General features: G+C 36.1%; 14 protein-coding genes. 11 read left to right on the top strand and 3 right to left on the bottom strand.

All coding sequences use genetic code 11. The features are described 5' to 3' along the window. The first annotated feature begins 50 nt into the window (after nucleotides 1-50). The 7 genes from AC3B7A_RS01445 to AC3B7A_RS01415 all read left to right on the top strand — a co-directional run bounded on the left by AC3B7A_RS01445 (nucleotide 51) and on the right by AC3B7A_RS01415 (nucleotide 6383). Nucleotides 51-2153, top strand: coding sequence for a peptidoglycan D,D-transpeptidase FtsI family protein (locus tag AC3B7A_RS01445; protein WP_489755981.1), 2103 nt, complete (start codon nucleotides 51-53; stop codon nucleotides 2151-2153). Nucleotides 2154-2230: 77 nt separating this feature from the next. Then, nucleotides 2231-2380: a 50S ribosomal protein L33 gene (gene rpmG, locus AC3B7A_RS01440; protein ID WP_249514839.1), complete on the top strand. Its 150-nt coding sequence runs from the start codon at nucleotides 2231-2233 to the stop codon at nucleotides 2378-2380. A 171-nt stretch (nucleotides 2381-2551) separates the two neighbouring features. Further along, nucleotides 2552-3808 carry an ISL3 family transposase gene (locus AC3B7A_RS01435; RefSeq protein WP_489755255.1) on the top strand — a complete coding sequence of 419 codons (1257 nt, stop codon included), beginning with the start codon at nucleotides 2552-2554 and terminating at the stop codon, nucleotides 3806-3808. 317 nt (nucleotides 3809-4125) lie between these two features. Further along, entirely contained in the window at nucleotides 4126-4788 is a 663-nt protein-coding gene (locus tag AC3B7A_RS01430; protein WP_489755980.1) for a rhomboid family intramembrane serine protease, read from the top strand. A gap of 11 nt (nucleotides 4789-4799) precedes the next feature. Next, a complete protein-coding gene (locus tag AC3B7A_RS01425) occupies nucleotides 4800-5006 on the top strand; it encodes a YqgQ family protein (protein WP_489756518.1) in 207 nt (68 codons plus the stop codon). Then, complete coding sequence (locus AC3B7A_RS01420; protein WP_489755979.1) at nucleotides 5000-5962, top strand: ROK family glucokinase; 963 nt, start codon at nucleotides 5000-5002, stop codon at nucleotides 5960-5962. Before AC3B7A_RS01425 ends, AC3B7A_RS01420 begins: the two co-directional genes overlap by 7 nt. 19 nt (nucleotides 5963-5981) lie before the next feature. Next, complete coding sequence (locus AC3B7A_RS01415) at nucleotides 5982-6383, top strand: rhodanese-like domain-containing protein (protein ID WP_489755978.1); 402 nt, start codon at nucleotides 5982-5984, stop codon at nucleotides 6381-6383. 298 nt (nucleotides 6384-6681) lie between these two features. On the opposite strand, the gene AC3B7A_RS01410 is transcribed toward AC3B7A_RS01415, so the two are convergent. Further along, nucleotides 6682-6864 carry a DUF3042 family protein gene (locus tag AC3B7A_RS01410; protein WP_489755977.1) on the bottom strand — a complete coding sequence of 61 codons (183 nt, stop codon included), beginning with the start codon at nucleotides 6862-6864 and terminating at the stop codon, nucleotides 6682-6684. Between the two features lie 89 nt (nucleotides 6865-6953). On the opposite strand from AC3B7A_RS01410, the gene miaA reads away from it, so the two are divergent. The 4 genes from miaA (at nucleotide 6954) to AC3B7A_RS01390 (ending at nucleotide 10948) form a co-directional block, all read left to right on the top strand. Further along, nucleotides 6954-7880: a tRNA (adenosine(37)-N6)-dimethylallyltransferase MiaA gene (miaA, locus tag AC3B7A_RS01405; RefSeq protein ID WP_489755976.1), complete on the top strand. Its 927-nt coding sequence runs from the start codon at nucleotides 6954-6956 to the stop codon at nucleotides 7878-7880. Then, the gene (locus tag AC3B7A_RS01400) at nucleotides 7880-9133 is read left to right on the top strand and encodes a methionine gamma-lyase family protein (RefSeq protein ID WP_489756517.1); all 1254 of its coding nucleotides are present in this window, start codon (nucleotides 7880-7882) and stop codon (nucleotides 9131-9133) included. Before miaA ends, AC3B7A_RS01400 begins: the two co-directional genes overlap by 1 nt. Nucleotides 9134-9218: 85 nt before the next feature. Next, nucleotides 9219-9587, top strand: coding sequence for a MerR family transcriptional regulator (locus AC3B7A_RS01395; RefSeq protein ID WP_489755975.1), 369 nt, complete (start codon nucleotides 9219-9221; stop codon nucleotides 9585-9587). Nucleotides 9588-9607: 20 nt separating this feature from the next. Continuing rightward, entirely contained in the window at nucleotides 9608-10948 is a 1341-nt protein-coding gene (locus tag AC3B7A_RS01390) for a glutamine synthetase family protein (protein WP_489755974.1), read from the top strand. 576 nt (nucleotides 10949-11524) lie between these two features. Here the strand turns inward: AC3B7A_RS01390 and AC3B7A_RS01385 are convergent. Together AC3B7A_RS01385 and murQ are read right to left on the bottom strand one after the other, a co-directional pair. Next, nucleotides 11525-12412, bottom strand: a complete 888-nt coding sequence (locus AC3B7A_RS01385; protein WP_489755973.1) for a MurR/RpiR family transcriptional regulator — start codon at nucleotides 12410-12412, stop codon at nucleotides 11525-11527. Beyond that, nucleotides 12409-13323, bottom strand: coding sequence for an N-acetylmuramic acid 6-phosphate etherase (gene murQ, locus AC3B7A_RS01380; RefSeq protein WP_489755972.1), 915 nt, complete (start codon nucleotides 13321-13323; stop codon nucleotides 12409-12411). Before murQ ends, AC3B7A_RS01385 begins: the two co-directional genes overlap by 4 nt. Between the last annotated feature and the right edge of the window lie 37 nt (nucleotides 13324-13360).

Here is a 13360-nt window from a genome sequence, read left to right as displayed (position 1 = left end):
ATTTTTTGTTATAATTAATTATTGAGATCAAATTTGAGGAGAACTGCATTTTGAAATTTTTTCAACGTTTAAATCAATCAAAAACAACGCAATCGATTTTACCTTTTCGATTAAATGTTTTATTAGCGATTGTTTTTGCATTATTTGCTTTATTAATTGGCCAGTTGGCCTATTTACAATTATTAAATGGAAATAAATTTCAGGCGGAAGTAGAACGTTCAGATAAAACAATTATTAGTGGTGATGTTCCGCGGGGCTTGATTTATGATTCTAAAGGGCGCTTAATTGTCGATAATCAAGCCAGCAGTGCCATTACTTATACTAGAAGTTCAGCTGCTAAAACAGCTGATATGTTACAAATTGCTAATCGCTTACAAAAATTCATTACAATTGATGACGTTAAATTGACTGCTCGTGATAAAGCTGATTATTATTTGGCAAATACTAAAAACTATGATCGTGTTTTGAAGATAGTTAATAAAGGTTTAACTGACGATGAAGTTCAGTCACAAACTCAAACACACCAGTATAATAAAGCGGTTAGTTATGTTAAAAAAATGCATTTAACTTTAACACCGGCTCAAGAACAGGCAGCTAGTATTTTTCAAAGAATGAGTGCAGCGTATCAGTATTCAACGGTTTATATTAAAAGTTACAATGCGACCCCGAAAGAAGTGGCTGAGGTTAGTGAACACCAGATTGAATTACCTGGTGTGCAAGTGGGAATTGACTCACAGCGCTCATATCCAATGGGTGATTCAATGACTAGTATTATTGGACGGGTATCTACTCAAAAGCAAGGTTTGCCTGATAATCGTGTCAATGAATTATTAGCACAAGGTTACTCACGTAATGATCGCGTTGGAACTAGTTATTTGGAACAAGAATATGAACCAATTTTAAAGGGTAGTAAATCTCAAACCCAAATTTCTGTTAGTCCAAATAATAAATTAACTGATTCTATCCAAAAATATAGTGGCTCTAAGGGCGATAATTTAAATTTAACAATTGATGCTGATTATCAAAAAAAAGTTGATGCTGCTTTAAGAAACACTTTTGCAGCTGCTCAGGCTAATGGTGTAGCTCAATATTCGGATGGTGCCTATGCTGTTGCCATGAACCCGAAGACTGGGGCAATTTTATCAATGTCTGGTGTTCACTATAATCCTAAAACGGATAAGTTATCTGATGACTCTTTGGGAGTGATTAATCGAACTTTTGTAATGGGGTCTGCAGTTAAAGGGGCGACGGTGTTAGGTGGCTTGATGAGTGGTGCTATTACTCCGGAAAATAATGTTTTATCCGATGATCCCATTTATTTACCTAGTACCCCCGTTAAAAAATCTGTTTATCCCGTTGGGACTTTTGGGGCTTTAGGTGCCGAACAGGCTTTGGAAGTTTCATCGAACATTTATATGATGCGCTTGACAATGCGTGAAGGTCATGCTAAATATGTACCTAATAGTTATATTCATATTGACCAAGATATTTTTCAAAAAATGCGGGCTAATTTTAATCAATTTGGTTTGGGTGTAAAAACTGGAATTGATTTGCCAGGGGAAGCTAGTGGCATTGAGGGACCTAGTAAATCTGCTGGTTTAGTCAAAGTTGGTTCGGCATTAGACGAATCTTATGGAAACTATGATGCTTATACTTTAATGCAGATGGTTCAATATGTTTCAACCATTGCTAATGGTGGCTATCGAATGCGGCCTTACGTAGTGGGTTCCATTCAAAAAACGAATCGTGATGGCTCTAAAGGTGCAACAGTTCACACAACGCAACCACAGGCTTTAAACCGTGTTGGCTTTACTAGCAGTCAACTAAATGTTGTACAAACCGGATTTTATAATGTTGTTCATGGTCATGGTGGCTGGACAACGGCTAAGCCGCTAGGCAATGTTACTCCGGCCATCGCTGCTAAAACCGGAACGGCGCAGTCTTTCTACTATGATGCTGATCATCCTAATAATCCCAATCCACCACAGACAATTACTTTGAGTATGGTTGGCTATGCTCCAGCTGATAATCCTAAAATAGCTTTTGCGGTAGTTTTCCCCAATTTAAGTAGTGAAAAAGGTGAATATAATTTAGATTTGGTGCGGAATATGGTAACCGATTATTTTGGAACCAGTGCAAAAGATTCTCAGTAAATACTGGTCAAATCACTCTTCTAGTGGTATCATAATATGGTCGTATAGCAAAATGTAGACAAAGGAGTTCATGAATTATGCGCGTAAATATTACACTTGAATGTACTGAATGTCACGAACGCAATTATTTAACTAGCAAAAATAAGCGGAATAATCCTGATCGTTTGGAATTAAAAAAATATTGCCCTCGTGAACGTAAGACAACATTACATCGCGAAACTAAGTAATAAACAACAGGTTAAACCTGTTGTTTTTTCGGTTCTATAATATTGAGTGTTGATGAGTGATTTAATCGGCACTTTTTTATGTATACCAATTTATTTTGGAATACAAAAAAGAACATTGCCTCCCTATGTTACAATTTAGTCGTCTAAACCTATTGAAAGAAGGAAAAAACAATGCCCTTAGACAATTATTCTACCAGTTTAATTCTTGGAATTAAAGATCAAAACATTAATTTTGAATCTGTTAAGCGTCAATTTATTAATGGTAAGAGTGCTTTGGTGTTTCATGCTACTTTATCTTATCCTCTAAAACGTTGTCCTAATTGTGGTTTTACTGGAAACATAGTTAAGTATGGAACTATAAAAGTTCGTATTTTACTACCAGACAATCACTGTCAATTATCATATCTAGTTCTAAAGAAACAACGATTTTTATGTCGACAATGTCATTCCACAACAGTCGCGCAAACTGATATTGTCAAACCACATTGTCATATTGCCCTAAATGTTTATCGTTGTGTAACCCTGGCTGCACGCAAGAATCAGTCACTCAAAGATATTGCCCAAAGATATAGTGTTTCAGCCACCACTGTGCAAAATGTCTTAAACCAAAACTATCAGCGATTGTTGGGCTATCCAACTTATCGTTTACCTAAACATCTTTTGTTTGATGAATTTAAAGCTTTAAAGAATTATAGTTTTATCTTGATGGATGCCAAAAGTCACCGTTTATTAGATACCTTACCCACCAGATTAACTAAAGATCTGAAACACTATTTTGAACGGTTTTCTTTAGAAAATCGGCAACAAGTGCAGACCATTGTCGTTGATTTGAATGCTGCCTATATTAATTTTATTCCCAAACTATTCCCGAACGCAGAAATCATCCTTGATCGTTTTCATCTAGTACAAATGGCTAATCGGTCACTGAACTCCATTCGTAAACGGGTAATGGAAGGCTGTGTCCACAGGAGTCGTGACTATTGGATCTTAAAAGGTTATTGGCGGCTGTTTTTAACTAATTTTGAAAATTTGGAAGCTAAAAAAATGAATTATCAAACCAAAGTTGGTTATTATGACACGCAAGTCAATTTATTGCATATTGGTTTAGCCTTAGACTGTCAGTTTCAAGCTGCTTATGAAGTTTACCAACAGCTATTAACCGCTGTGAAAACGCGAAATGCTCATCTTTTGAAAACTATTTTGAATGACTATCGACCTCTGCATAATGAGATGGACCAAACAATTAAATCATTGCGTAAGCATTTAACAGCCGTTTTAAATAGCTGTCGCTATGAGTACAATAATGGTGCTATCGAAGGTCTGAATAGTAAGATCAAGAAAATCAAACGAACTAGTTATGGTTTTCGCAATTGGGATAATTTCCGCTTACGCATTAAACTGGAATGTTTACCCACTTTACAGATTTAACGATAACAATTAAATAATTTTTAAAAGCCCAACAGCTTGGGTACCTTTAAGATACCCAAAAATAGCTTAGAATTAAAAAATGACGACTGAAAAGTAAACAAAAAAACTAACTAGACCAATTACTAATCTAGTTAGCTAAAAAATTAATTATCAACACTGCTTTACATAGAACCGTTTTTTCTTGTCAAAAAAATGAAATCGCTTTTTGGATAAGAAAATAATTTTACAGCCGAGGATAACTAAGCTAATTAAGATATTCTATGCTAAACTATTATTAGTTTTCATCAATAGTTGAGGTGGTTATAATTAAACGGTACTTGCGACAATATCCATGGATAACTTACATTTTATTAGGACTACAAATTCTGGTATTTTTATGGGAAATATCACATGGTGGTAGCTTTAATACTCAAACGCTAGTAGCAGTCGGTGCACGAGTTAATGAGTTAATTACTCAAGGGCAATGGTGGCGCTTAATCACACCAATGTTTGTCCATATTGGGTGGTCTCATTTAATTATTAATTCATTAACACTTTATTTTGTTGGAATACAATTAGAAGCATTGTACGGTTCAATGCGTTTTTTAATTATTTATTTACTGAGTGGAATAGCTGGTAATTTATTGGGTTTTGCATTTGGCAATCAATTAGCTATTGCAGCAGGAGCTAGTACTGCCTTGTTTGGCTTGTTCGGTGTTTTTGCAACTTTAGGTTTTCTGTTTAAAAATAATCCTGCAATTATGGCGTGGTCACGGCAATTCATTGTTTTAATTATCTTGAATTTAGTCAGTGATTTATTTATTGGACAAATTGATTTATGGGGACATATCGGTGGAGTGATCGGTGGCATTTTATTGGCGCTGAGCGTTCCTATTCCTCATCAAGTCTCAACGTTCTCAACTGTTAAAAGGAACTGCAGTGGCTTTCTATTTGTGATTTTGGCGCTTATTTTAGTTTATATAGGAGTTCAACGTGGATGAAAGAAACCAATATTAAAACACTTTATGATGTCCAACAAGTATTAAAGCGCTTTGGCATTTACGTTTATGTTGGCAAAAGAATTTGGGATATTGAATTGATGGCGATTGAATTAGATCGACTTTATCAAGAACAAGTTATTGATCAGCCAACATTTATTACCTGCAAATTAGTTTTAAAACGAGAACATCAGATTGAGGAGAATAAAGAAAAATGTTAGATCAAAAAATAATTGGTGTGGATTTAGGCGGTACAACGATTAAATTTGCAATCTTAACGGCCGCGGGCGAAATTCAGCAACGTTGGAGTATTAAAACCGATATTTTGAATGATGGCAATAACATTATTCCAAGTATTAGTGATTCAATTAATGAACATTTAGAAATGTATCAAATGACGCCTAAACAATTTTTAGGGATCGGGATTGGAACACCTGGAAGTGTCGATTATCTCACTGGTAATGTCAGCAGTGCTTTTAATTTAAATTGGGATCGACCAATGCCCTTAAAAACTAAATTAGAACAAGCAACTGGGATGCAAGTTATTGTCGAAAACGATGCTAATGTAGCTGCATTAGGAGAGCGTTGGCAAGGAGCTGGTGATAATGCCGCTAATGTAGCGTTTGTTACATTAGGAACTGGTGTTGGTGGCGGTATTATCGTTAATGATCAAATTGTTCATGGAATTGGTGGTGCCGCTGGTGAAATTGGGCATTTGACGATTGATCCTAATGGTTTTACTTGTACCTGTGGTAAAAAAGGATGTCTGGAAACTGTGGCTTCAGCAACCGGAATTGTACGCGTGGCGCAAAAATTGTCTCAAGAATATGTAGGATCAGCACAATTAAAAGCATTGATTGATGACGGTCAAACTATTTCTTCAAAAGATGTTTTTGATTTGGCACAGCAAGCTGATCCGTTAGCTCAAAGGGTTGTCCAAGAAGTAACCAACCAATTGGGTTTAGCACTGGCCAATGTTGCAATGACTTTAAATCCCAAGTATATTATTATTGGTGGTGGAGTATCCAATGCTGGCCCATATTTGTTGGATCAAGTACAGGTTGCTTATAATCGCTCGGTTTTTCCAGCTGTTAAAAAAACGACATCATTGCGCTTGGCAACTTTAGGCAACGAGGCGGGAGTAATTGGTGCTGCATCATTAATTGTTCAACCATAATTATTTGAGAGGTGTAAACGTGTCATTTGTAAATGCATTAATTTTAGTTATCATTGTGATTGCTTTGTACTATGGAATTTCTTGGTTATATTATTGGTTCCGAGCTAAGCAATTAGGTGGAGCTTTAGAAGAAGAACAGTTTGAAAAAACAATGCGTAAGGCGCAACTAATTGATTTACGCGAGAAAAAATATTTTGATTCTGGTCATATTTTAGGAGCACGGAATTTACCTTATACTCAATTAAAAATATTAACGTCTGAGTTAAGACCAGATTTACCAGTATATTTGTATGAACAAGGTAGTACTTTGAGTATTCGTGCTGCTTTAAAGTTGAAAAAACAAGGATTTAAAGACATTAAATGGTTAAAACACGGTTTTAATGAGTGGAACGGTAAAACGAAAAAAACTACTAGATTATAAAATTATTTTCCCGTAAGAAGAAAGAATAGTAAGCTTTTTCCCAAAATTTTTGAAAACGAGCAATAAAACACGTTCCTTTAAAGACATGATGAATTCTTTTATTTTGTTTCATGACTTTAATATTTTGGGATGATAGTTGTTGGGAATTTGTAAGTAATTTTTATTATGTAAAACTGAGGCTGGAACCAAGTATTGTGTTGAACAGTCTGAAATTTTCTTAGTCAAGTTCAGACTTTGAGATTTAAGACCATGAAGTGCTCAACTACGAAATAATTTTTGTGCCAGCCTCTTTATTTCATTAGTTAATATGTGCTGAATGCGCCTTACGGTTAGCTTTTCGACGGTTAGTAGCAATTCGTTCTGCTTCTTTGTCAACTGGTTGAACTACTTTTTGATGATAAGTTAATGCAGAACCAACAACTGCTCCAGCAGTAGCTAGAGTACCAATCAAAATACCTGGGATCAGACCTTTTCTTTTCATTGAATTTACCTCCTTAATTACTTTAATTATTAACAAAGTAGACTGTAATTTCAACTAAAATCCTGATTAATTTTGTTAAAGGAGCTTAAATGATTCAAAAAGCAATTGTGATTGTTGGACCAACCGCTGTTGGTAAGACTGATTTGAGTTTGGAAATAGCCCAAAAATTTAATGGTGAAGTGATTTCGGGAGATTCTATGCAAATTTATCGTCACCTAGATATAGGAACTGCCAAAATTTTGCCCGAACAGCGACAAGGAATTCTTCATCATTTAATTGATATTCGTAATGTTAATGAAAGTTATACAACTTATGAATTTCAACAAGCCGCGCAAAAATTAATTAAACAAATTACTAGACGGCAGCATGTGCCATTGATTGTTGGCGGAACCGGCTTTTACATTAAATCTTTGACGCAAAACCTTCAATTGGGTGGTTCAACTAGTCGAGATTGTTCTCAGAACCGACGAAAGTATTATGAAAAATTAGCACAGCAGCAGGGTTTTTTTGCTATTTGGAAAATTTTATATCAAAAAGACGCAGTAGCGGCACAAAAAATTGCACCGAATAATATTCGACGAGTTATTCGCGCGCTGGAAGTTATTGATTTAACTGGTCAAAAATTTAGTCAACAAAAACAGGAGTTACCAGTAACTGAATTTTTGATTTTAGGTTTAACAACGCAGCGTGATTTACTATATCAAAGAATTAATGAGCGTGTTGATTTGATGGTGCAACAAGGATTGGAACAGGAAGCTAACTGGTTATTTCAGCAAAAAGATCAGGTGCCACAAGCGCAAGCAGCGATTGGTTATAAGGAATGGTTTACTTATTTTCAGAAAAAAAACACCAAGTTAGAAGCGATTAATCTAATTAAGCGCAATTCTCGACGTTTTGCCAAACGCCAGTTAACTTATTTTCGGCACCAAATGACAATTCAATGGTATGATTTGTTACAAAATCCTGTACAAAAGAATCTGATTTTCCAAGTAGTACAACATTTTTTGGAGGAATAATAGTGAATTGGTTAGATAAATTACCACAAAACATTCAAACGGCTGTGAAAGTTGTTGATCAGCGTATTAAACCTTATTTAGAAGTTATTGATCAACGCATGGAAAATAATCAAGCTAAAGTTTTACAAGCGTTTCAGGATCAGCAAGTAGCAGAAAGTCATTTGTTTGGATCAACTGGTTATGGCCATAATGATGAAGGACGTGAAGTTTTAGATGCGGTTTATGCACAAGTGTTTCAAGCACCAGCAGCGTTAGTGCGCCCCCAATTTGTCTCGGGAACTCATACGTTAGCAGTTGGGCTATTCGGGTGTTTAAAGCCAGGACAGAAGTTACTTTACATTACTGGTAAGCCATATGATACCTTGCAAGAAGTTGTGGGCTTAACTGGTAATGGAATTGGTAGCTTAAAAGAATATGGTGTTGAGTTTGACTATGTAGAATTAAATGCGCAAGGCAAAGTTGATTTTCCAGCGGTAGCACAAAAAATGACTACTTTTCACCCTGATGTAGTAGCGATTCAGCGTTCACGCGGGTATGATCCACGGCCTAGTTTTTTAGTATCAGAAATTAAAACAATGATTGATTTTGTGAAGCAAAAGTCTCCGCAAACAATTATTTTTGTTGATAATTGTTATGGTGAATTTTCTGAAGAAATTGAACCGACTCAAGTGGGAGCTGACCTAATAGCAGGTTCACTATTTAAAAATGCTGGTGCCGGTTTAGCAACAACAGGTGGTTATTTAGCGGGACGGGAAGATTTAATTGAACGAAGTGCCATTCGCTTAACTGCTCCTGGAATTGGCCGGCACGAAGGGGCCACGGGGAATAATTTGCGCGGCATGATTGAGGGCTTTTTCTTGGCTCCTCAAGCAACTGGTAATGCGATTAAAGGAGCTATTTTTGCTGCGGGGTTGTTAGAAGAGCTAGGTTTTCAAGTTACGCCCCGTTTTAATGAACCACGAACAGACTTGATTCAAACGATTATTTTGGGCAGTCCTGAAAAAATGATTCAATTTGCCAAGGCTATTCAAAAGTATTCACCAATTGATTCTTTCGTCGAGCCGATTGCTAGTGATATGGATGGCTATGAGGACCAAATTGTGATGGCTGCGGGAACTTTTGTTGAGGGCTCAACGATTGAATTATCGGCTGATGGTCCTTTACGCCCACCTTATGCCATTTATTTACAAGGTGGTTTGACTTATGCGCATGCTAAAATTGCTGTAACGCATGCTTGTGCTGAAATTTTATAGAACTTCATGTTAGCTTTGCTAACATGAATTGTTGACAAGTTTTTTAATCCTTGTTAAGGTGGCATTATGTTCGAGGTTGTAAAGCATGAGTGAGAAAACTATTCGACGCAATTTAGCAGTTTTGACAGTGGGGACGGTTACCAAATTAACTGGTTTAACGCCCCGCCAGTTGCGTTATTACGAAGAATTTCATTTAGTGACACCTAAACGCAGTTCGGGTAATCAACGCCAATATTCATTGAATGATATTGATCAATTATTGGAAATTAAAGACTACTTAGCTTCAGGAATGACTATGAATGAAGTAGTCCGAGTCTTAACTAAGAAAAAGTCGAATAGTTATAGCTTATCTGCTACTGAGACTATGAGTGATTCAACTGCCCGTAAGATCTTATCTAATGAGATGTTACAAGTTGGCCGGTGGAATAACCAAGACTCGAATAATTCATTTTAATTAAGGAGACGATTGGTTTTATGGCATCAAAAAAATATACAGCACAAGATATTCGCCAAATGGCAAAAGATGAGCATGTTGAATTTTTACGGTTAATGTTTACTGATATTAACGGTATTATTAAGAATGTTGAAATGCCAGTAGATCAATTAGATATGATCTTGGACAACAAAGCTACCTTAGATGGTTCTTCAATTGACGGTTTTGTTCGCATTGAAGAAAGTGATATGCTATTGTATCCGGATTTAGACACCTGGTTAGTTTTCCCATGGGGTTCAGAGCACGGCAAAGTAGCACGTTTAATTTGTGATGTTCACACTTCTGATGGTGAAGAATTTGCTGGTGATCCACGTAACAATTTGCGGCGAATTGTCAATGAAATGCATGAGATGGGTTTTTCTGCCTTCAATATTGGACCAGAGCCAGAATTTTTCTTATTTAAATTAGATGAAAAAGGACAACCGACGTTAAACTTAAATGATAACGGCGGCTATTTTGATTTTGAACCCGTTGATATGGGTGAAAATTGTCGACGTGAAATTGTACTTGAATTAGAAAAGATGGGGTTTGAAGTTGAAGCCAGTCACCATGAAGTTGCTCCGGGTCAACATGAAATTGACTTTAAGTATGCTGATGCCATCGAAGCTGCTGACAATATTCAAACTTTTAAATTAGTTGTTCGCACTGTGGCTCGGAAGCATGGTTTACATGCAACCTTTATGCCCAAGCCATTAGAAGGGATTAACGGCTCAGGCATGCATATTAATATGTCTCTGTTTAATCAAGATGGTAATGCATTTTATGATGAGAAGACGGATAATAAATTATCTCAAACAGCTATGTATTTCTTGAGTGGTTTGATGGAACATGCCCAAGCATTGACCGCCATTAATAACCCAACTGTTAATTCTTATAAACGGCTAGTTCCTGGTTTTGAAGCTCCGGTTTATGTTGCTTGGTCTGGTAAAAATCGTTCTCCATTAATTCGAGTACCAATGGCCCGTGGAAATGGAACGCGTTTAGAAATGCGGAGTGTTGATCCGACAGCTAATCCTTATTTAGCCATTGCGGCTATTTTATACAGTGGTTTATCGGGAATTAAAAAACAAACTTTGCCAGTACCACCAGTTAACCGCAATATTTATAAAATGACTGAAGCAGAACGTCATGAAAATCAAATTTTTGATTTACCTTCAACTTTACACAATGCAGTGAAAGCTTTGAAAAAAGATTCTGTGGTTAAACAGTCGATGGGAGACCATTTGTATAAAAGTTTCATTGATTCACGGGAATTAGAATGGGGAGCATATCGTCAAACGGTTTCTCAATGGGAACGTGATCAATATTTGAAACGGTTCTAAAACCGATAATTCTGATAAAAAGATTTGGACAGGAAATTTGGTCTAGATCTTTTTTTATATACTGATGTGGCAGACTTAATGAGAAAATTTACCTATTAAATAAATAAAAATAGAAAGTGTCTTCAAAATGCGGTTAAAGGCTGTGTAATAACTTTAAATGACTTTCTTAGTCAGTTATTTGTTGACGAAAGCTTGGTTTAGTGGTAACCGCAGTTTTTGTTTATCTATTTTGTAATTTGTTTTCTTGATCCCAGCAAATTTTTATCCTGAAAATTTTTCCATGCATAAGCAAAAAAGTAGTTTATAGCTTCAGGTTTAATATTGATTGTATGTATATAAAAACATCCTAGACAATGAGGTTATGATAGTAAGATTAAGACTCGTATTTTATCGCAAATTAAATGAGTCTTAATTTATTATTGTGTTCAAAAGTCAGCAGTTTGTACCTAACAGAATTAAGTTTCCAAAGTCAATGCGCTCTTTTGAAATCTAATTCATTCCACTGTTAAATGATTTTTGACCCAGCCTCTTATCTAGGATTTTTTAGGAAAAATTGGTATTAATACAAAGCTTTAATCAGATTGAGTCGATCTTTAAATTATGTCTAGTAGCTTGCTTGTACTTATCAATTGCTGCCCGCGAGCGTTCAACCCCTAATTTGGCTGATTCAAAATGATCACTAACATAGGCGTAATAAATAATATTAACTAATAATAATTGCACTTGTAAAGAATCTGTGGCTGCGATTCGAAAACGAGGTTCATGAGGTTTAGAAGTTTGAATGCTAACATCAGCGTATTTAGAAAGACGATTCTTTCCTAAAGAAGTAATTGTAATAACCGGCATATGTCGTCCTTGAGCATATTGGGCAATATCAATGGCTTCAGGTGATTCACCGGAATTAGAAATGAGCCACAATAAACTTTTTTGCGGAACGGCGTTAACAATTAATGGTAAAAATTGATTAATATCATCGCTAACAGTGGTTACTAAGCCTAAGCGGGACCACTTTTGCGCAATATCTTGAGCCACAAGATTAGAGGCGCCGACGCCGAAGATCATCATTTGTTGCGTATCTTTAAGAATATTAACAACTTGTTTCATGGTAGAAGTCTTAATTAGTTCTGCAGTTTCTGTCAAAGAGTTTTGAATATCATGTAAGAGCTTAGATTTAATGGAATCAATGCTTTCGTGAGCTTGAATTTCTGTTTCAATTACTTGATCCATATCATTTTTTTGAGATAAGTCATAAGCTAAATGTAGTTTTAAACGATTATAGTTGTCATAGTTTAAATTGCGTGCAAAACGACTGACAGTTGCTGGACTAGTTTGTGCAGCTTGAGCAAATTGATGAACAGTCATGGTTAATACAGTTTGAGAATTATCTTTTAAATAATCGGCTAAGCGTTTTTCAGCTTTAGAAAGGCTAGGATAAATACTATCAATATTATTTCGGACACTCATATTTTTTGCTCCTTATTTAATAAAACAGATTGGATGGTCTGGGCAATTCGCCCGTTATTAGATTGTAATAATTTACGAGCCTGATGGGCGGAAGTTTTGGTTAAAATCATTACAATCGCAACTTGTGGTTGTTGATCAGCTGCGATTAACATTTCACTAGCGGTTTGTTTATTACAGTCAGTAGCTTCACGAATGATTCTCCGAGCACGATCAATTAATTTTTCATTAGTCGGTTTAACATTAACCATTAAATTGCCATAAACTTTACCTGATTCAATCATTGCTGTGGTTGAAATCATGTTTAACACTAATTTTTGTGCCGTACCAGCTTTCATTCTAGTAGAACCAGTGATAACTTCTGGACCGGTAACGACTTCAATCGGATAGTCAGCATGCTCACTGATAAGCGAATTTGGATTACAAGAAAGGGCTCCGGTTTGAGCGCCAATTTGATGTGCATAATCTAAACCACCAATCACATAAGGTGTTCGACCAGAAGCAGCGATCCCCAGGTAAAAATCACGTGAGTTAAAATTATGTGCAATTAAATCTTGACGCCCTAATCTGTCGTCATCTTCAGCACCTGCAACGGCCTGAATTACGGCTTTGGTTCCGCCAGCTATTACAGCTTGAAATATGTCAGAAGTAATGCCATAAGTGGGAACTGTTTCAGCCGCGTCTAAAACACCGAGGCGCCCACTAGTTCCAGCACCACCATAAAAAACGTGGCCACCATGATCAAGACAATTTTTAACTGCTTCAACGACCCGAGCAATTTGATCCATGACGATAGGTTGGCTAATGACAGTGGGAACCGTTTGATCTTCTTGATTGATTAATTCTAAAATTTCACGGGTTGATAATTGATCAATATTAGTAGTTTTTTGATTACGTTGTTCAGTTGGTTTCAAAAATGATCGCACCCTTTAAAAATTGAAGCTTTTAAAA

The sequence above is a fragment of the Bombilactobacillus sp. ESL1202 genome (genome assembly GCF_058107125.1).
Note: the sequence above shows the minus strand (reverse complement) of the source record. Positions and strands in the feature narration are given on the sequence as shown.